The organism is Mesorhizobium sp. B2-3-5 (assembly GCF_006442395.1).
Classification (GTDB): Bacteria; Pseudomonadota; Alphaproteobacteria; order Rhizobiales; family Rhizobiaceae; genus Mesorhizobium.
Genome location: NZ_VFVX01000006.1, coordinates 17376 through 36860, shown reverse-complemented (window position 1 = coordinate 36860; position 19485 = coordinate 17376). Strand labels below are relative to the sequence as shown.

At 64.3% G+C, this 19485-nt stretch carries 21 protein-coding genes; 10 read left to right on the top strand and 11 right to left on the bottom strand.

Going from position 1 to position 19485, the window contains the following annotated elements; translation table 11 throughout:
- The first annotated feature begins 5 nt into the window (after window positions 1-5).
- Window positions 6-650, top strand: a complete 645-nt coding sequence (locus tag FJ958_RS09540) for a TetR/AcrR family transcriptional regulator (RefSeq protein ID WP_140741882.1) — start codon at window positions 6-8, stop codon at window positions 648-650.
- 184 nt (window positions 651-834) lie between these two features.
- Complete coding sequence (locus tag FJ958_RS09535; RefSeq protein ID WP_140741880.1) at window positions 835-1074, top strand: DUF680 domain-containing protein; 240 nt, start codon at window positions 835-837, stop codon at window positions 1072-1074.
- A gap of 68 nt (window positions 1075-1142) precedes the next feature.
- Here the strand turns inward: FJ958_RS09535 and FJ958_RS09530 are convergent, their stop codons facing one another.
- From FJ958_RS09530 to FJ958_RS09495, 8 genes are all read right to left on the bottom strand, one after another.
- Window positions 1143-2195 (bottom strand): Gfo/Idh/MocA family oxidoreductase, encoded by a 1053-nt coding sequence (locus FJ958_RS09530; protein ID WP_140741878.1) that lies wholly within the window; start codon window positions 2193-2195, stop codon window positions 1143-1145.
- A gap of 78 nt (window positions 2196-2273) precedes the next feature.
- The gene (locus tag FJ958_RS09525) at window positions 2274-3059 is read right to left on the bottom strand and encodes a ThuA domain-containing protein (RefSeq protein WP_140741876.1); all 786 of its coding nucleotides are present in this window, start codon (window positions 3057-3059) and stop codon (window positions 2274-2276) included.
- Window positions 3060-3135: 76 nt separating this feature from the next.
- A complete protein-coding gene (locus FJ958_RS09520; protein ID WP_140741874.1) occupies window positions 3136-3375 on the bottom strand; it encodes a hypothetical protein in 240 nt (79 codons plus the stop codon).
- A gap of 59 nt (window positions 3376-3434) precedes the next feature.
- Entirely contained in the window at window positions 3435-4016 is a 582-nt protein-coding gene (locus FJ958_RS09515; protein WP_140741872.1) for a sarcosine oxidase subunit gamma, read from the bottom strand.
- A complete protein-coding gene (locus FJ958_RS09510) occupies window positions 4009-7002 on the bottom strand; it encodes a sarcosine oxidase subunit alpha (protein WP_140741871.1) in 2994 nt (997 codons plus the stop codon). The genes FJ958_RS09515 and FJ958_RS09510 overlap by 8 nt, the downstream gene beginning before the upstream one ends.
- Complete coding sequence (locus FJ958_RS09505; RefSeq protein WP_140741870.1) at window positions 6999-7310, bottom strand: sarcosine oxidase subunit delta; 312 nt, start codon at window positions 7308-7310, stop codon at window positions 6999-7001. Before FJ958_RS09505 ends, FJ958_RS09510 begins: the two co-directional genes overlap by 4 nt.
- 11 nt (window positions 7311-7321) lie before the next feature.
- The gene (locus FJ958_RS09500; protein ID WP_140741867.1) at window positions 7322-7744 is read right to left on the bottom strand and encodes a hypothetical protein; all 423 of its coding nucleotides are present in this window, start codon (window positions 7742-7744) and stop codon (window positions 7322-7324) included.
- Window positions 7744-8997, bottom strand: a complete 1254-nt coding sequence (locus FJ958_RS09495; protein WP_140741865.1) for a sarcosine oxidase subunit beta — start codon at window positions 8995-8997, stop codon at window positions 7744-7746. Before FJ958_RS09495 ends, FJ958_RS09500 begins: the two co-directional genes overlap by 1 nt.
- A 217-nt stretch (window positions 8998-9214) precedes the next feature.
- Here FJ958_RS09495 and FJ958_RS09490 point away from each other — a divergent pair, with 217 nt between their 5' ends.
- The 8 genes from FJ958_RS09490 (at window position 9215) to FJ958_RS09455 (ending at window position 15416) form a co-directional block, all read left to right on the top strand.
- Window positions 9215-9583 carry a YrdB family protein gene (locus FJ958_RS09490; RefSeq protein ID WP_140741863.1) on the top strand — a complete coding sequence of 123 codons (369 nt, stop codon included), beginning with the start codon at window positions 9215-9217 and terminating at the stop codon, window positions 9581-9583.
- 90 nt (window positions 9584-9673) lie between these two features.
- Complete coding sequence (locus FJ958_RS09485; protein ID WP_140741861.1) at window positions 9674-10432, top strand: SDR family oxidoreductase; 759 nt, start codon at window positions 9674-9676, stop codon at window positions 10430-10432.
- A 127-nt stretch (window positions 10433-10559) separates the two neighbouring features.
- Window positions 10560-10946 (top strand): SET domain-containing protein-lysine N-methyltransferase, encoded by a 387-nt coding sequence (locus tag FJ958_RS09480; RefSeq protein WP_140609628.1) that lies wholly within the window; start codon window positions 10560-10562, stop codon window positions 10944-10946.
- A 177-nt stretch (window positions 10947-11123) separates the two neighbouring features.
- Window positions 11124-11387 carry a 30S ribosomal protein S21 gene (rpsU, locus tag FJ958_RS09475; RefSeq protein ID WP_008874389.1) on the top strand — a complete coding sequence of 88 codons (264 nt, stop codon included), beginning with the start codon at window positions 11124-11126 and terminating at the stop codon, window positions 11385-11387.
- 191 nt (window positions 11388-11578) lie between these two features.
- Window positions 11579-12421: a tetratricopeptide repeat protein gene (locus tag FJ958_RS09470; RefSeq protein ID WP_140609626.1), complete on the top strand. Its 843-nt coding sequence runs from the start codon at window positions 11579-11581 to the stop codon at window positions 12419-12421.
- Window positions 12422-12615: 194 nt separating this feature from the next.
- The gene (locus FJ958_RS09465; RefSeq protein WP_140741859.1) at window positions 12616-13092 is read left to right on the top strand and encodes a DUF992 domain-containing protein; all 477 of its coding nucleotides are present in this window, start codon (window positions 12616-12618) and stop codon (window positions 13090-13092) included.
- Between the two features lie 189 nt (window positions 13093-13281).
- Window positions 13282-13764, top strand: coding sequence for a DUF992 domain-containing protein (locus tag FJ958_RS09460; RefSeq protein ID WP_140741857.1), 483 nt, complete (start codon window positions 13282-13284; stop codon window positions 13762-13764).
- A gap of 215 nt (window positions 13765-13979) precedes the next feature.
- Window positions 13980-15416: an MFS transporter gene (locus tag FJ958_RS09455; RefSeq protein ID WP_140741855.1), complete on the top strand. Its 1437-nt coding sequence runs from the start codon at window positions 13980-13982 to the stop codon at window positions 15414-15416.
- 24 nt (window positions 15417-15440) lie between these two features.
- Here FJ958_RS09455 and FJ958_RS09450 read toward each other — a convergent pair whose 3' ends face one another.
- From FJ958_RS09450 to kdpC, 3 genes are read right to left on the bottom strand one after another with little or no spacing between them, the layout of a single operon-like run.
- Complete coding sequence (locus FJ958_RS09450) at window positions 15441-16130, bottom strand: response regulator transcription factor (RefSeq protein ID WP_140741853.1); 690 nt, start codon at window positions 16128-16130, stop codon at window positions 15441-15443.
- Entirely contained in the window at window positions 16130-18859 is a 2730-nt protein-coding gene (locus FJ958_RS09445; RefSeq protein ID WP_140741851.1) for a sensor histidine kinase KdpD, read from the bottom strand. The genes FJ958_RS09450 and FJ958_RS09445 overlap by 1 nt, the downstream gene beginning before the upstream one ends.
- Window positions 18860-18916: 57 nt before the next feature.
- The gene (gene kdpC, locus FJ958_RS09440) at window positions 18917-19480 is read right to left on the bottom strand and encodes a potassium-transporting ATPase subunit KdpC (protein ID WP_140741849.1); all 564 of its coding nucleotides are present in this window, start codon (window positions 19478-19480) and stop codon (window positions 18917-18919) included.
- Between the last annotated feature and the right edge of the window lie 5 nt (window positions 19481-19485).

Here is a 19485-nt window from a genome sequence, read left to right as displayed (position 1 = left end):
CAGACTTGCCGCTGAGCGTCCAGAAACGCCGCGAAAAACAAAAGGCCGAACTGCGCTCCGAGCTCGTCGAGGCCGCGCACAAGCTCGTCCAGGAAGACGGCTATGAAGGCCTGACCATCCGCAAGCTGGCCAAGCGGGTCGGCTATGCGCCGATGTCCGTCTATTCCTATTTCGCCGACAAGCAGGACATCCTGTTCGCGCTGGCCGAAGATGCGTTCGAGACGCTTGCCCGCCGCATCGAGGAGCACCCGTCCGACGATCCGATCGAGGCCCTGCAGGCTGTGATGACCGAATATGCCGCGTTCGGGCTCGGCAATCCCAATGAATACCGCACCGTCTTCATGACGGAAAAAACCAAGCCGCCGGAAGGCCGAAGCTATAAGGACATGGAGGAAGGCAACCCGGCGATGAAAGTGCTCATCAAGCGGGTCGAAGCCTGCGTCGCCGCCGGCAAATTGCATGGCGATCCGCGCGCCATCGCCACCATGCTGTGGGCCGTCGGCCACGGCACGATCTCGCTGCTGATCACCTTTCCCTTCTACCCCTTCGGCGACCCGCAGGCTTTCGTGAAGCGGATGTGCGATTTCACCCTTGCCACGCTCAGCACGCAAGAGGTGCCGCCTCTGACCGAGACGCCGGTCAACTGCTGACAGTTGCTTCTTTCATTCCTGGATCACCTCGTCATCCCCGGCCAAACCGGGGGGAAATTTTGGGTTAACAAAAATCTACCGTACGCGTACGATTTTGGCTTGAACTTCCGGATCGACGGGCGTATCTGTACAGCATATCGTACATGTACGAAAAGAATTTACCCGTCAAGAACGGAGACTGACAATGAAAAAGACCCTCCTCGCCCTCGCCGCCGTGCTGGCACTTTCAGGCTCGGCCTTCGCCGCCAGCGCCACCCAGCCGGTCAAGCAGGCGCCTGCCGTAACCTGCGTTGACACCAAGACCCATGCGAAGCTTGATTGCAGCGCGACGGGATCGGTCGAAAAAACGACCACCAGCTCGACCAAAGTCAAGAGCCCGCGGCTCGGCATCGACATCAATCCGTGGATCGTTCCGAACTTCTGATCCACGGCCTTCGAAAAGTTGCCTCGGAGCCCAGCTTTTGGCTGGGACTGGCTCTCCGAAGGACCGTATCAGGCGATCGTCAGCGGTCGCATGGCAGCAGAACTCTCAAAGGCCGCGTCGATCAGCTTCTGCATGTCGGCGGCGCGCCGGAAGGACGGATCGCCGTTCAGGCCGGTGTTCAGCGCTTCGGCAAAACGCCGGGCGTTGCGCTTGACATCCGGCGGCGTCAGCGTCCGCCAGCGTTGCTGGTCGACATCCTTGCCGAGGCAAGCCGACAGGCTTGACACCTTGCCGTCGGTCTCGACCTTGATGGCTCCCTTGGTGCCGTGCATGGCCAGCGACAGCTCATTGGTGTTGCCGGTCATGTAGCGGCTCGCCACGATCGTGGCGAGCGCGCCCGACTTCAGCCGCGCCGTCATCGCCACGCTGTCATTGGCATCCAGCACGTAATCGCCGATCCGATCGCCGTCGGCCTTCGGAAACGTCACCAGATCGGCATGCAGGCTGACGATGTCCTCCGCCGCGCCGTAGGTGGCGAAATCGAGGATATGGATACCGACATCGCCCAGCACACCTGTCGAACCATGCCGGCTCGACAGGCGCCACAGCCACTTGTCCTCGACCCGCCAGTCGCCCCAGGATTTGCTGACCAGCCAGCTCTGCTTGTAGCTCGCCTCGACATGGCGCAAATCGCCGATCTCGCCGGCCTGCACCATGCGCCGCGCTTCCTGGATCGCGGGCGAGTTGCGATAGGTCAGGTTGACCATGTTGACGACCCCGGCCGCCTCGGCCGCTTCCGTCATGGCCAGCGCATCGGCGTGGTTCGGCGCCAGAGGCTTTTCGCAGAAAACGTGCTTTTCCGCAGCCAGCAGGGCCAGCGTCGTTGCCTTGTGCACGCCGTCCGGCGTCGCGTTGATGGCGGCGTCGAACTGCCCCCAGGCGATCGCCGCCTCCAGGCTCTCGAAGAAATCGCCGATCCTGTTGGCGGCGGCAAACGCCGCCGCGCGGCCCGGCACCTGATCGACACAAGCGACGATCGTGCAGCCGGGAATCGCGGCAAATTCCTCGACGTGATGCCCGGCAATACCACCGGTGCCGAGCAGAAGCAGCCTGTGTGTCATCGACCCAAGCCCCTCATCAACTCATCCCAGGCAACTCAGCCCCCAATCAACTCAGGCCCCAATCAGCTCAGGCCCCAATCAGCTCAATCCCTTGTCGCCGTCGGCATGCAGGCGTAGGCCCTTCTGGACGATCTTCTCCTTGGCCTTGTCGGTCGGCACGTTGGGTGCATTGGTGATACCGGCCCACGCGGGTGCCGGGTTGTGCGCCCAGTGCACGGCGTTGCGCAGCACCTGCAGCACGCCCTCATTGTGATAGATCGGATAGGTCTCGTGGCCGGGCGAGAAATAGAAGATGCGGCCGGCGCCGCGCTGATAGGTCAGCCCCGACCGGAACACCTCGCCGCCCTCGTACCAGGAGATGAACACCGTCTCCAGCGGCTCTGGCACCGCGAACGGCTCGCCATACATTTCCGTCTCGCCGATCTCTAGGCATTCGCCGATGCCTTGCGCGATCGGGTGACCGCGGTTGATCGCCCAGACACGCTCGCGCTCGCCTGCCTCGCGCCATTTCAGCGAACAGGGCGTGCCCATCAGCCGCTTGAATATTTTCGAGTAGTGGCCGGAATGGAGCACGATCAGCCCCATGCCCTCCCAGACCCGCTTCTGCACCCGCTCGACGACCTCATCCTTGACCTCGCCATGCGCCACATGCCCCCACCATAGAAGCACGTCGGTGGCGGCAAGGCGCTTTTCGCTCAGGCCATGCTCCGGTTCCTGCAAGGTGGCGGTGGTCGCCTCGATGCCCTTGTCCCGGTTGAGCGCGGCCGCGATGGTGCCATGCATGCCGAGGGGATAGAGGCCTCGCACGGCGGCATTGGTCTGTTCGTGGACGTTCTCGCCCCAGACAATGGCTCTTATCGTCATTTTCCCTCTCCAAAGCGCTTTGAATATCGCATCCGCTGAGGTGTTGGGAAGATGCCTCTCGACCAAAATTTCTCAATCAGGGCTGGCGGGCCTTGCGTCCGGGGACGGTCTTGGCCTTGCCGGGTTTCGCCGGCCCGCCCGGAATGGCCGAGCCGGTAATGGACACCGGATCGCTGGCCGGGAACGTGTCCTCGAGGCCCTCCTCGAGTTCCTCTTCGGCGTTGGCCTCGTGATGCCGCTCATGTTCAAACGAGCGAACCGCCGCCGTTTTCGCTATGGTTTTCTTGGGCGATTTCGGCGCGGACTTCGACGGCATCGGCATTTCTCCCTCGACCTGTCGCCGCACAACGAATGCTGGCGGCAAACGTTCCGGGATCAGCCGGCGGCGTCGCGGGCTCCCTCGGACAGGAAAGTAAAGACATAGTCCGAGAAGGAACGCCAGCATTCGACCCGGAAGGCGTCCTCGGCCGTGCGCAACAGCACGATCTCGGCCTTGCCGAGAATGGTGCGCGAGGCGGCGCCCACGGGGAAGGCTTCGAGCGACAGATCCTGCGGGCAGCCCGAATTGATCGCGGCTTCGGCCGCCGGACCAGTGACGGCTATGGCAATGTTGCGATGCGAGATGCCGACCGACGAATGCAAGGCGGAAACCCCTGCGCAATCGGCGAGCGGGTCATTGCCGGCCTCGTCGATGACCAGCCATTCGTCCGGCCCAAGCCAAAGCGCCGTGCGCCCGGCTTTCGACGTTGAAGTCTTCGGCTTCTTCGGCAAGGTCACGCCGAGCGCTTTCGACAGGGCCGCGACGGAAGCCTCCGGCGCGCGCAGCGAAATGCGTTCGGCCGGCGGCAGCACCTCGACCTTGACGCCCGTCGCGGAGACGCTGCGCCCGGCCAATGCCGGACGCCGCTCGGCCGAAGGCGAAGCCGTCGCGGTTGTCTTTGCAGCAGCCTTAGCCATTGAGGCGCCCTCCCGTCTCGTCGAAGAACACCATGCCGGTAACCTCCACTTCGATCACCCCGTTCGGCATCGGCACGTAAAGCGTGTCGCCCATCCGGTCACGGCCGCCGGTGACCAGCGCCAACGCTACGGAACGGCCGCAATTCTGCGACCAGTAGCTCGAGGTGACATGGCCGATCATCTTCATCGGGATCGCCTGTTTGGGATCTTCGACGATCTGCGCGCCCTCTTCCAGCACCACCTTCGGGTCCTTGGTCTTGAGGCCGACAAGCTGCTTGCGGCCCTTGGCGACCAGGTCCGGCCGCATCATGCCCCTGATGCCGACGAAGTCGGTCTTCTTTTTGCCGACCGCCCAGTCGAGCCCGGCGTCGTTCGGCGTCACCGTGCCATCCGTGTCCTGGCCGACGATGATGTAGCCCTTCTCGGCGCGCAGCACGTGCATGGCCTCGGTGCCGTAGGCGGCGGCGCCATGCTTCTGGCCTTCGGCCCACAGCGCCTCCCAGACGGCCTGGCCGTAATCGGCCGGCACGTTGACTTCGAAGCCGCGCTCGCCGGTGAACGACATGCGGAACAGCCTGGTCGGCACGCCGCAGATCTTGCCTTCGCGCACCGACATATGCGGCAGCGCCTCGTCGGACATGTCGATGCCTTCGACCAAAGGTTCGATAATCTTCCGCGCGCTCGGCCCCTGCACGGCGATGACCGCCCATTGCTCGGTGATCGAGGTCAGCCAGACATTCAAATGCGGGAACTCGGTCTGGAGATAGTCCTCCATATGGTTCATGACGCGCGGCGCGCCGCCAGTCGTCGTCGTCACGTGGAAACGGTCCGGCGCCAGCCTGCCGACGACGCCGTCATCATAGATGAAGCCGTCCTCGCGCAGCATGATGCCATAGCGGCAGCGGCCGGGCTCCAGCTTCTCCCACGGGTTTGTGTAGAGCAGTTCCATGAACTTGGCGGCATCCGGCCCGACCACTTCGATCTTGCCCAGTGTCGAGGCGTCGAACAGGCCTGCCTGGTTACGGACGGCGACGCATTCGCGGTCGACCGCGGCATGCATGTCTTCGCCGGCCTTGGGGAAATACCAGGCGCGCTTCCACTGGCCGACATCCTCGAACACGGCACCATGTGCCTCTGCCCACGGATGGATCGCCGTCTTGCGCGTCGGATCGAACAGCGGCCCGCGCGCATGGCTGACGATCGCGCCGAAGGTGACAGGCGTGTAAGGCGCGCGGAACGTGGTCAGGCCGACCTCCGGGATCGGCTTACCCAGCGTCTCCGCCGCAATCGCCAGTCCATGCATGTTGGAGGTCTTGCCCTGGTCGGTCGCCATGCCGTTGGTGGTGAAGCGCTTGACGTGCTCGATCGAGCGCATGCCTTCATGCACCGCCTGGCGGATGTCCTTGGCGGTAACGTCGTTCTGGAAATCGACAAAGGCTTTCACCGTCGTGTCCGGCCCGGCCCCCGGCGCGGCACCCAGCATGCCGCGCGACCAGTTCTCCGAGGCATCGACCTTCGGCTTCGTGCCCTTGGCGGTTTTGGCGCCGGCATCCTTGGCCGCCTTGGCGCCCGCCGCATAGGCCTCGTCCACCGTGGCCGACAAGCCGTCGGTGCCGTTGCAAGCGCCGACCGAGACGCAGTCCTGCGCATAGGTGCCCGGCACGAAGCGCTGGGTCTCGTGATTGAAGGCGACCTTGCCGCGCGACTGCGAGAACAAATGGACCGACGGCGTCCAGCCGGCCGACATCAGGATTGCATCGACGGGGATGGTGCGCTCGCCGCCGCCATTCTTCGGCTGCACCGTCATCGACGACACGCGCAGTTTGCCGCCGGCGCGGATCACCGCGCGGCCAAAATTGATCTCGATGCCGAGCGCCCTCGCCTCGTCGATCACCGGACCGGTCGGATTGTCGCGCAGGTCGACGATCGCGGCGATATTGACGCCGGCCTTCTTCAGGTCGATCGCCGCCGCGTAAGCCGAATCATTGGCGGTGTAGACGCCGACATTCCTGCCAACGGCCACGCCATAGTGGTTGAGGAAGGTGCGCGCCGCGCCCGCCAGCATGATGCCCGGCCGGTCATTGTTGGCGAACACCATATGGCGCTCGATGGCGCCGGAGGCCAGCACGACGCGCTTGGCGCGGACCTGCCAGAGCCGTTCGCGCGGCAGATCATGGCCGGGAGCCTTGAGGTGATCGCTGACGCGCTCGACCAGGGCGACGAAATTCTGCGCGTAGTAGCCGAACGCCGTGGTGCGCGGCAGCACGCGGACATTGTCCATCGCGTTCAGCCTGGCGATGGCCGCTTGCGCCCAGGCAAAACCGTCCTGGCCATCGATCTTGGCTCCACTCTCGAAACGCAGGCTGCCGCCGAACTCGGCCTGCTCGTCGGCCAGGATGACGCGTACGCCGGTCCCGGCCGCCGCAAGTGCCGCCGCGATGCCGGCGGCACCGCCGCCCAGCACCAGCACGTCGCAATGCGCGTAGCGCGACGAATAATGGTCGGGATCCGGTCTGTCGGGGGAAACCCCAAGGCCTGCGGCTTCGCGGATCTTGGGCTCGTAGAGGCTCTTCCAGGCGGCCTTCGGCCACATGAAGGTCTTGTAGTAGAAGCCGGCCGAAAACATCGGCGACGCGATGTCGTTGACCGCGCCGACGTCAAAGGACAGCGACGGCCAGCGGTTCTGCGAGTTGGCGGCGAGCCCGTCATAGAGCTCCTGCACGGTCGCGCGCACATTCGGCGTCTTGCGCGCGTCGTCACGCACGATCTGCACCAGCGCGTTGGGCTCTTCCGCGCCGGCGGACAGCACGCCGCGCGGCCGGTGGTACTTGAACGAGCGGCCGACCAGATGCACGCCATTGGCAAGCAGTGCCGAGGCCAGCGTGTCGCCCTCGATGCCGCTATAGGGCTGTCCGTCGAAGCTGAACCGCGCGGTCTTCGCCTGGCTGAGGCGACCGGCGCTCGGAATGCGGAATGCGCCGCTCATTTGGCAACCACTTCGTTGGAGTCTTTGGGCAGCTTGGCGGGTTTCGACTCGCCGGCCTTGTAGGTCATGATGAACTTGTCGGTCACGGTGTCGCGCACGGCATTGAAGAAGCGGGCGCAGCCATGCATGTGCCGCCAGCGCTCGTAGATGATGCCCTTGGGGTTCGAGCGGATGAAGAAGAACTTCTCGAAATCGTCGTCGCTCTCGCCGGCCATGTTGGCCGAACGCGCTATATGCGCCTCGCCGGCGTTGCGGAATTCGAGTTCCGGGCGTTCTTCCTCGCAATAGGGGCAGCGGATGAGAAGCATCGTGTTTGATCCTACAGTTCGCCGTGGCCGACGTGCGCGCCCGCCGGTTGGTCGCAGAGCTTTTGACCCATGGCCATGAATGGAGCGACGAGCTTCAGCCGCTCCTCGACGCTGGCCGCCGGCCGAAACAGAGCGCGGTTAGCCATGTTGCCGAGCGTCAGCTGTATCGGGTCGGTGGTGACGATCACGCCAACCGGTTTGAAATCCTCGTCTTCATCCAGCCCATGCGGCCGGCCTTCAAAGAACATCACCACTTTCTGGCCGGCGCTCCACACACAGGCGAGCATTCCCTCGTCGATCGAAAACGGCCATGCGGTCTCGTTGCCGGCGCGGCTTATCGGCTGCAGCCGGACTTCCTCCGGCGTCGGAAAATGGAACATGCCCTGTTCCCCCGCCAGCATCAGCGGCATCGCGACAGCCATTTCGGTCATCATCAGTGCGCCACCGCCGCCGCTGCGGCCTCGTCGATAAGACGGCCGGTGCGGAAGCGTTCGATGGTGAAGGGCGCGTTGATCGGATGCGGATTGTCCTTGGCGATGGTGTGGGCGAAGACATGGCCTGAACCCGGTGTTGCCTTGAAGCCGCCCGTACCCCAGCCGCAATTGACATACAGGCCGGGCACCGGCGTCTTGGCCAGGATCGGCGAGCGGTCGGGCGTCACGTCGACGATGCCGCCCCACGAGCGCAGCATCTTCATGCGCGTGAAGATCGGGAACATCTCGCAGATGGCGTCGAGCGTATGCTGCAATATGTGAAGCCCGCCAGTCTGCGAATAGGAGACATACTGGTCGGTGCCGGCGCCGATCACCAGTTCGCCCTTGTCGGACTGCGAGATGTAGGCATGCACGGTGTTCGACATCACCACGCAGGGCACCACCGGCTTGATCGGCTCCGACACCAGCGCCTGCAGCGGGTAGCTCTCCAGCGGCATACGCACGCCGGCCATGTTCATGATCACCGAGGAATGGCCGGCGGCGACGACGCCGACCTTCTTGGCGCCGATGAAGCCGCGCGTCGTCTCGACGCCGGTGACCGCGCCGTTCGGTGCCCGCTTGACCCCGGTGACCTCGCAATTCTGAATGATGTGGACGCCGCGCGCGGAAGCACCCCGCGCATAGCCCCAGGCGACGGCATCGTGGCGCGCGGTGCCGCCACGGCGTTGCAGGGCCGCCCCGACGACCGGATAGCGCGCCTCCCGGGAGATGTTGAGCGGCGGGCAGAATTCCTTGGCCTGCTCCGGCGACAGCCATTCATTGTCGATGCCGTTGAGACGGTTGGCATGGACGTGGCGCTTCAGCACCTGGATGTCGTGCACATTGTGGGCGAGCATCATGACGCCGCGCGCTGAATACATGACGTTGTAGTTGAGTTCCTGGCTCAGCCCGTCCCACAGCTTCAACGCGTGGTCGTAGATGCCGGCGCTCTCGTCATAGAGATAGTTGGAGCGGATGATGGTGGTGTTGCGGCCGGTGTTGCCGCCGCCGAGCCAGCCCTTTTCCAGCACAGCGACATTGGTGATGCCGTGCACCGTGGCAAGATAATAGGCGGTGGCCAGGCCATGGCCGCCGGCACCGACGATGATGACGTCGTATTCCTTCTTGGGTTCGGGCGAGGACCATTGCTCCTCCCAGCCCTTATGGCCGCGCATGGCCTCGCGGGCGATGGCGAATACCGAATATTTTTTCAACGTCCCAGCCTCTCGCCAAAAAGGTCTCGCAAAATGGCGCAGGGCGTTCACTCGGCCCCGGCGCGCGAGGTGTATCACTAGCGAAACAGCGCTGCCACCCTTGCGCTGTTTGCGACGGCGCTTGCCGTTTTGCGCCACGACGAAAAAGACGCGTGCTCTCTGGCTCCGATGAGGGCCTTCCGCCACAGTGCCGGCGGTGAAACTCCGGAGGACGATCGTGGGCAATGCCTGGTGGAACTTGACGTTGCGCTTCCTGCTGGAGCTTGCGGCCTTGCTCGGCATCGGCATGGCGGGCTGGAGCTTTTCCAGCGGATCGTGGCACTGGATCCTGGCTCTGGGCTTGCCGTTCATTGCGGCTGTCTTGTGGGGTACGTTCGCGGTGCCAGGCGATCCAAGCCGATCTGGCCGCGCACCGGTGCCGGTTCCAGGCATGGTGCGGCTGGTACTGGAACTGGTCATCCTGCTTGCCGGTGCCGCCGGATTCCATGTCGCCGGGTACGCCGTCGCGGGCATCACCATCGCCATGCTCATCGCTGTCAGCTACGCCTTATCGCTCAGCCGGCTCGGTTGGCTGATGAGGCAGTAACGCTTTCGCAGCTTTCGGGTGCTCCACTCCATTTGCGACCAAGCATCCCGATTGCCGGCGAGACCGGCACGAACAACAGGGATGTAAAAGATGCTCGCACTCGCCAACAAGATCGCCATCGTCACCGGTGCCAGTTCCGGCATCGGCCGCGCCACGGCAAAGCTCTTTGCCGAGGAAGGCGCCAGGATCGTCATCGCCGCCCGCCGTCGGGCGGAGCTCGATACGCTTGTCGCCGAGATATCAGACGCGGAGGGCACCGCCGTCGCCCTTGCCGGCGACGTCAGGGACGAGGCCTATGCGAAGGCCCTTGTCGACCTCGCGTTGGAGAAGTTCGGCGGTCTCGACATCGCCTTCAACAATGCCGGCGCCGTCGGCTTGATGGTGCCCCTGCCCGAGATGATGCCGGCGGCATGGCACGACACGATGGACACCAACCTGACCAGCGCCTTCCTCTGCGCGAAGTACCAGATACCGGCCATGCTGGAGCGGGGTGGCGGCTCGCTGATCTTCACGTCGAGCTTTGTCGGCTACACCGCCGGCATGCCGGGCATGGCGGCCTATGCGGCGGCCAAAGCCGGCCTGATCGGGCTGACGCAAGTTCTTGCCGCCGAATACGGGCCGAGGGGTCTGCGCGTCAATGCGCTGCTGCCCGGCGGCACCGACACCCCAGGCGCGACGACGACCACCCCCGAAGCCCGCGCTTTCGTCGAACGCATCCATGCCTTGAAACGCATGGCGCAGCCGCAAGAGATTGCCCGCTCGGCGCTTTATCTCGCCTCCGATGCATCGAGCTTCACCACGGGGACCGCGCTGTTTGCCGACGGCGGCGTCTCGATCAACCGGACGTGAAGGATTTTCGGGGCGAACAGCCGCTTCGTCGCTTTGACGCAGCCCACCGGACTTGCTTTTTCGGCGCGATTTGACGATCTCGTTTCCTGTCGAAACGGGTCTTCTTGCCGAAAAAGGTCCTGGAACCATGATGCTGATCCGAACCTACGTGGCCGCGAGCGCGATCGAGGGCGTCGGCATGTTCGCCGCCGAGCCGATCCGGAAAGGCGCCTCGATCTGGCGCCTCGATCCCGATTTCGACCGGCTGATTCCGATGGACAAGTACGAGGCGGCGCCGCCGCCTCTGAAGGAGTTGCTCGACCGCTACGCCTATCCGAGCCCCGATCGGCCGGGTTTCATGGTCTATGAGGTCGACAATGGCCGCTTCATGAACCATTCGGCGACGCCGAACACCGACTTTTCGCAATATGGCGGCGCGACCGCCACCCGCGACATTGCAATTGGCGAAGAGATCACCTGCGATTATGGCGAGTTCTTCGAGGATTTTGAACGGCTGCATCTGGCCACGGCGTAGTCGGCCCCCTATCTCTTGTCCATTCGTGGCGATTAGGCCGCCGTCCTTCATTTCGGCTGTGGACAGCGCGGTCTGATTCTGCTATCAGCCGCCACAATTCGTGGTGTCGACCGCTGCGGAGGCTAGTGGCTATGGCCGCTTGCCTATTGATATCAAACCCGAAAGACAGGATTGCCCGTGCAGGTACTCGTCCGCGACAATAACGTTGATCAGGCGCTTCGCGCGCTGAAGAAGAAGATGCAGCGCGAAGGCATTTTCCGCGAAATGAAGATGCGCGGTCACTACGAGAAGCCTTCCGAGAAGCGCGCCCGCGAAAAGGCTGAAGCCGTGCGCCGCGCCCGCAAGCTGGCCCGCAAGCGCGCACAGCGCGAAGGCCTGCTCCCGATGACGCCGCGTCCGGTGGCCGCCGGTGCTGCTGGTGCAGCGCGTCCGCCGCGCTGATTATCGCCAATATTTCGTCCTTTTCGAAGGATACCAAGGTGGCGCGATGCGGAATCGCCGCCACCTTTTTGTTTAGAGCATGTGCGCCCGCCTGGGCGCACAGGGGTACGCTCTGACACTTTATGACATTGTGACCGGCCCGGAGGGGGGATCCGGACCTGAACGACGCGGCAAGTGAGGACAGGGCAGACATGAACGCAACAAGCGTGGAGCGGGGGACCGCATTGCGTGGTTTCGCCCTGACAGCGGCCCTGCTTTCCGGATTGGTGCTTGCCGCCTGCCAGACGTCGGGCCCGGCCGGCGAGTTCAACAACATCGACAAGGCGCAGGGGTCGAGCGAGAACATCTCCTCGCTGTCGGCGGTCATCCAGCGCAACCCCCAGGATCCCGAAGGCTACAATGTGCGAGGCTCGGCCTATGGCCGGGGCGGCCAGTACCAGGCGGCGCTCAAGGACTTCAACCAGGCTATCCAGCTCAATCCGAATTTCTACCAGGCATATTCGAACCGCGCGCTCATCCAGCGCTTCCTCGGCAATCAGGAAGCGGCGCTTGCCGACTACAACCGCTCGATCCAGATCAACGGCAATTATGATGCCGCCTATATCGGCCGCGGCAATCTCTATCGCAAGGCGGGCCGCACCCAGGATGCCTTCAACGATTTCCAGAAGGCGATCCAGCTCGACACCACGGACGCCCGCGCTTATCACAATCGCGGCCTGATCTATCAGAGCCAGGGCCAGCACAAATTCGCCATCGAGGATTTCTCGACCGCCATCTCGCTGGCCCCTGATGCCGCGGAGCCTTACAACGGGCGCGGCCTGTCCTATCTGGCGACGGGCGACGAGGACAATGCCTTCTCCGATTTCAACATGGCCATCAAGCTCGACGGCCAGAATGCCGAGGCCTGGGCCAACCAGGCGCTGATCTACGAGAAGCGCGGCGACAAGGCGAAGGCGGCGAAATCCTATCACGAAGCCGTGCGCCTCAATCCCAGCTACCAGCCGGCCAAGGATGGCCTCGCTCGCGTCAGCTGACAGCCGGCTAAGCATTGCGGGTCGGGTTGCGTGTCCGAAAGGACACGCGCTGCCGCAGATCGCCGCCAATCCGGCAACCGCGCGTTAACCCCCGCAACAAGCCGTTAACCCTTGCCTTGTTCGCGCCAAGTTTTCGGCGGAACGGTCCGGTCACCCAAGCCGTTGTTTCAAAGCATTTTGCGAAAGGACCTCCCATGATCAAGAGACTCGTCTGCGCCGCGGCACTCGCCACGACCGTGTTTGCTGCCGCTCCGGCAAGTGCCGGAAAGCTCCAGCTCGGCACGCTCGACTGCACTATCGATGGCGGTACCGGCTACATCGTGGCGTCCAACAAGGGTGTGTCCTGCGTCTTCCGTCCCCATCATCATGGGCCGTCGGAGATCTACACCGGCGTCATCTCCAAGCTCGGCGTCGACGTTGGCCAGACGCATCAGGGCCAGCTCGTCTGGGCGGTCCTTGCCGCGACCCGCGATCGCGACGCTGGCGATCTTGCCGGCAGCTATTATGGCGTGAACGCCGAGGCGAGCGTCGTCACCGGCGGCGGCGCCAACCTGCTGGTCGGCGGCCTCGATAGCGCCTTCATGCTTGAGCCCCTCAGCGTCCAGGCGCAGACCGGCGTTAATCTTGCCGTGGCCGTGACCTCGCTTGAGCTGATCCATTCGCTCAAGTGAGTGGATAGGTCTCGCGCGATTACAGGAAAAGTGTGAGACGGTTTTCCGTCCGCAATTGCGCTAAAATAAAGAGTTGGAGCAGTTCACCGTTTCCGTGACACGGCGAACTGCTCTGAGCTCCACGACCCCTCACCCTGCGGCGCGGAACCGGATAGGATTGGTTCCGCGCCGTTTGATTTGGGGGACCCCATGCCGAAGACAGCCATTGGCGTTGCCGTGATCGCAACCGTGCTTGCCGGCGCGGCACAAGCGCAGGACGGCGGAATAGAGCTAGGCACGCTCGAATGCGCCATCGGGGGCGGCACCGGCTTCATTTTCGGCTCGAGCAAGGATCTGAGCTGCACCTTCACCCCGACCGACAAGACCTTCGCGCCGGAAGCCTATTTCGGCGCCGTCAACAAATACGGCATCGACATCGGCACGACGCAGCAGGCGGTGATGCAATGGCTGGTGCTGACGCCGCTGAAGAACATCTACGCGCCTGGTGCGCTGGCGGGCGACTATATCGGCGCCAGCGCCGAAGTGACGGCGGCCGTCGGCGCCGGCGCCAATCTTTTGATCGGCGGCTCCTCGCAGGCCTTCACCCTCCAGCCGCTCAGCCTGCAGACCCAGATGGGCATCAATCTCGCCATCGGCGTCAGCCAGTTCCAGCTGCGCAGCACAGAGAACTGATTGCTCCGCGAACGCGGCCAGTCGCGGGAGACAGCTGCGGAACGCGCTCTCAAAAAATCGCTTGAGCTCAAGCGCGGTTGAGGTCCTACAAGCCCGCCCAGGCAAACAGCGCATGGTGCGGCGCACGATCCTGATCGCGCATGGTCCTGCCGGAAACCGTTGCTGGCTTCTGGTGCCACGCGCTGGCGTCGAGTTATCCAGAGGCAGGGGTGGAAATGACTGAAATCAGCACAAACAGAGTCGACTGGCGCGCCTTGTGGGCGAGCGGCGATCTGGCGCGCTTCTGCTTCATCAGCCTCGGCATCCTGCTGCACGCCACCAATGAGACGATGGTGGCGACCGTCATGCCGGCCATGGTCGGCGAACTGGCCGGCGTGCAGCTCGTCGGCTGGTCGCTGGCGATCTACGAGCTCGGCGCCATTGTCGCCGGTGCTGCCGCCGGGCGACTGGTGAGCTATGTGGCGTTGCGCACCACCATGGTGGTTGCGGCCCTGCTCTACGCCGCCGGGGCGCTGATCTGCGCCACCTCGCCGTCCATGCAGTTGTTCCTGGCCGGCCGGCTGGTCGAGGGGCTGGGTGGCGGCGCGCTGGTGTCGCTGGCCTTCGTCTCGGTCGAGCGGCTGTTTTCGCGCGCCATCTGGCCGCAGCTCTTCGGCATCATGTCGGCGATCTGGGGCGTCGCAGCGTTCAGCGGCCCGTTGCTCGGGGCGATCATGACCGACCTTCTGTCGTGGCGCTGGGCGTTCGGCGTCTTCACCGTCGGCGGCACCGCCATGGCACTGGCTAGCTTCCTCGTGCTCGATACGCCGGAGGCGAAGAAACCAGCGACAAGCGCCGGCAAGGCGCCACCCTTCCCGTTCGCTACCCTTGGCTGCCTTGCCGTCGCCGTGGTGCTGATCGCCTCGGCGGGCGTCGATATCGCCCTGCTGCGTTCCTCGCTGCTGATCGTGCTTGGCCTGGCGGGTCTCGCGCTGTTCTTCTACGTCGACGGGCTGAAGCCGCGCTCGCGGCTTTTCCCGGCGCGGCTGTTCTCGTGGCGCACGCCGGTCGGCGCCGGCATGACCATGGTCGCCGCCTTTTCCATCGCGACCTGCTCCTTCGGCGTCTACGGTCCGTTGCTGCTGACCAGCCTGCACGACATTCCGCTGCTCACCACCGGCTACATCATCGCCGCCGAATCGATTGCCTGGTCGATCCTGTCGATCCTCGTCGCCAACGCGCCGCCGCGGCGCGAGGGGCTGATCATCGTCTGTGGGGCATTGATGATCGCCGCCGGCATCGCCGGCTTTGCCTACACGATACCGCTGGGCTCGATCCTGCTGATCCTGGTCTGCGCCCTTTTGCAAGGCGGCGGCTTCGGCATTGCCTGGCCATTCCTGACCCGCGTCATCGTCGCCTCCGCCCCGGACGACGAGCAGACCATCGCCTCGGCAGCGGTGCCGACCATGCAGAGGATCGGCTATGCCGTGGGTGCGGCCCTTGCCGGCATCGTCGCCAATGCCAGCGGTTTTTCGCAAGGGCTGAATCACGACGCGGCGGCCAATGTCGCGAGCTGGCTGTTCCTTGCTTTCGTGCCGCTTGGGCTGCTCGGCTGTCTCGCCGCCATGCGGACGTCGGCGGCCGCGAACCGGCCGCTGGGAGCCGTCGGCTGACGCGGGTTCAATCGAAGGGTCGTGTCACTCGACACGCAGGCGGTAGCCGACACCGGTTTCGGTGGTGATGTAGCGCGGCTGGTCGGGGATCTTCTCGATCTTCTGCCGCAGCTGCCGGACATAGACCCTGAGATACTGCACGTCGGTGGAATCTCCCCAGATCTGCTTGAGGATGAAGTGGTGGGTCAGCACCTTGCCGGCATGCTGCACCAGGATGCGAAGGATGTCGTATTCCTTCGGCGAGAGCTTTATCTCCCTGCCCTCGACCTTGACGATGCGCTTGACCAGGTCGACCGAGAGGTCGCCGCTCTGGAAAACCGGCTTCTCGCCCTGCTGCTGGAACTTGTGCCGCAGCGCCACGCGGATGCGCGCCACCAGTTCGTTCATGCCGAACGGCTTGGTGACATAGTCGTCGGCGCCGAGTTCGAGCGCGTTGACGATGCCCGCCTCGTCGGTGCGGCTGGAGAGGATGACGACGGGAACGTCCACGCCTTCGTCACGCCATTTGCGCAGGAGTTCATGGCCGCCCATGCCCGGCAGGCCAAGATCGAGCAGCACCAGGTCGGGCTTTTCCTGTTCCATCAATTCGATCGCCACCTTGGCGTTCGGCGCCTCGCCGACCGCATAACCCTGGCTGGCGAGGCCGACCCGCAGCAGCTTGCGGATCGGCGGCTCGTCATCGACAACCAGTATCCTGACGTTCGAATTCGTCATCAGAGCTGATCCATGCTGGGCCCGTCGCCACGATTGTCGGCATCGGGCGCTTCCGTCGGCACCGGCATCCTGATGCTGAAAGCAGCACCGGGGCGGTCGGTCCCGTTGGCGGCCGAAATCGTGCCGCCCATCGCTTCGACGAAGCCGCGGCAGATCGACAGGCCGAGCCCGGTGCCGGCGCGCACCTGATCGCCCTTGCGCACCCGGTAGAAGGTGTCGAACACGCGTTCCAGGTCCTGCGCCGGAATGCCAGGTCCCTCATCCATGATCCGCACGACGACGGACCCATTGTCGGTCCATCCCTGCACACGGATCGCCGAGCCGGGCGGCGAGTATTTCGACGCATTGTCGAGGAGGTTGAACAGGACCTGTTCGAACAGCACGGGATCGAGCTTCAGCATCGGCAGGTCAGGCGGAATATCGACCTCGATCCTGTGTTCGCTGGTGATCTTGCGGGCACGGTCGAGCGCCGTGCCGACGATATCGCCGACATAATGGAGGGCATGGTTCGGCTCCATCGCACCGGATTCGATCTTGGTCATGTCGAGCAGGTTGGCGATGAAGCGGTTGAGCCGTTCCGACTCGTCGATCACCGTCGACAGAAGCTCCGCCCGATCCTGCTCGGGCAGATCAGGCGCGAATTCCTTGAGCGTGCCGGCCGCCCCCATGATGGCCGAGAGCGGCGTTTTCAGATCATGGGAAATCGAGGTCAGCAGGGCCGAGCGCAGGCGGTCGGCTTCGGCGGCGAGCTTGGCCCGGTCGACATCGGCGACCAGCTGGACACGCTCGATCGCCACCGCCGCCTGGTCGGCCAGCGCGTCGAGCAGGCGCTGTTGCTCGGGCGTCAGCAGCGGGCCCTGCTTGTCGTTGTCGAGACCGACGACACCGAGCGCGGTGCGCCCCGTGCGCAAGGGAAGATAGAGGCGCTTGGCGCCGGGCAGCGTGTCGGCGCCGCGCCCGGCGGCACGGTTGTGCTCCCAGGCCCAGCGGGCGGCGGCGATGTCGGCCTCCGCCAGCGTGTCGTCGGGCGGATAACCGGCCTTGACGGTGATGGTGCCGTCTTCGGGCAGAAGCAGCACCACGCGCAGCTTCAGCATCGAGGCGATCTGGAAGGCGGTGGCCCAGAGAACGTCGTCGAGCGTACCGGCGCCGGCGAGCTTCTTGGAGAACAGGTAGATGTCTTCCGTGGCCCGCGCCCGCGAGCGGGCAGCGACCGCCTGGCGCTGCACGCGTGCCGTCAGGTCGCTGGCGATGACGGCGACGACCAGGAACACGCCGAGCGCCACAATGCTCTCCGGATCCCGGATCGTCAGCGTGTAGCGCGGCTCCAGGAAGAAATAGTTGAAGGCAACGGCGCTGACGACACAGGCATACAGGGCCGGCCAGAGACCACCGGCGACGGCGGACGTCAGCACCCCTATGAGGAAGATGATCGCGAGGTTGCGAACGTCGAGAAACTGGTCCAGCAGGACGGCGAAGGCGAGCGAGCCGGCGACAAAAGCCGTGGCCTTGAGATAGGGCCGGATCTGGAATTGCCATTGCTCGTCGGCCGCTTTGACGCTTCTCGAACTTGCCTCGGTATCCCGCTCCGTTCCGGAAATGACATGCACGCTGATGTCGCCGGCATTGCGGATCAGGTCATAGGTGAGCGATCCCTCGATCAGTTCGCGCCAGCGCGACCGGGTCGGCCTGCCGACCACGATATGGGTGAAGTTGTTCGCCGTCGCGTGGCGGACGATGTCCTGCGCGACGTTCTGGCCGGGAATGGTCGTCACCTCGGCGCCGAGCTGCTCGGCAAGGCGCAGCAGCGCGGCGAGGCGGTCCTTGTCTTCCTCGGACATGCCGGCCGAGCGAGGCGTGTCCACATGAAGCGCCGTCCATGGCGCACGAAGCCGGTCGGCCAGCCTGCGGGCGTAGCGGATGCGGGCAGCACCACCCGGACGCGCATCGACGCAGACGAGAACCCGTTCCCCGGCAGCCCATGGTCCCGAAATGGCGTGCGCCTGCATGTGATTGAGCAATTGCTCGTCGACGCGCTGGGCCGTGCGGCGCAGCGCCAGCTCCCGCAGTGCCGTCAGATTGCCCGGCGAGAAATAGTTCTCGACGGCGCGTTGCGCGGTATTGGGGAAATAGACCTTGCCTTCCTCCAGCCGCTTGATCAGGTCGTCGGGGGTCAGATCGATGATTTCGACATCGTCGGCCTGGTCGATGATGGAATCGGGAACCGTCTCGCGAACCCTGACCCGCGTGATCTGGGCGACGACGTCGTTCAGGCTTTCGACATGCTGGATATTGAGCGTCGTGTAGACGTCGATGCCTCGCGCCAGGATCTCCTGGACGTCGAGATAGCGCTTGGGGTGGCGGCTGCCGGGCGCATTGGTATGGGCGAGCTCGTCGATGAGGACCAGCGCCGGGCGGCGGGCGAGGATGGCGTCGATGTCCATCTCGTCGAGAATGCGTCCCTTGTAGTCGACCTTGCGGCGCGGAATGACTTCATAGCCCTGGACCAGGGCCTGGGTTTCCCGGCGGCCATGCGTCTCGACGACGCCGATCACCACATCGATGCCGTCGGCCAGCCTGGCACGGCCCGACATCAGCATTTCGTAAGTCTTGCCGACACCAGGCGCGGCACCAAGGAATATCCGCAGACGACCACGCCCCTCCCTCTCGGCATGCTCGAGCAGCGCGTCGGGAGAAGGTCTGTTTTCGCTGCTTCTGTCTTCCGGCATCGGAACCGATCATGTATGGCGCCGGGGATGCTGTCGATCCCCGGCGCCTGCCATCAACTATTTCGCGGCGTCCAGCGCCATGTTGAGCGCCAGCACGTTGATCACAGGCTCTCCCATGAAACCGAGTTCCCGGCCTTCGACCTGACCGTCGACGAGCGCCTTGACCTTGGCTTCATCGATGCCCCTGGCCTTGGCCACGCGGGGAACCTGGAAATAGGCGGCCTCCGGGCTGATATGCGGATCGAGCCCGCTGCCGGACGTCGTGACGAGATCCATCGGCACCGGCGCGTTCGGATTCTCCGCCTTCAGTTTTTCGGCATCGCCCTTGATGCGGTCGATCAGCTTGGGGTTGGTCGGGCCGAGATTGGTGCCCCCGGAGGCGCTGGCGTCATAGCCATTGCCGGCGGCCGAAAGCCTGCCGTGGAAATACTTGTCGCTGGCGAAGGCCTGGCCGATCAGTTCGGAGCCGATCACCTTGCCGTCCTTCTCGATCAGGCTGCCATTGGCCTGATTTGGGAACAGCGCCTGCGCGATTCCGGTCATGCCCAGCGGATAGGCCAGGCCGGTCAGCACGGTGAAGAAAACGATCATGACGATCGCGGGTCTGATTTGCTTGAGCATCGGAA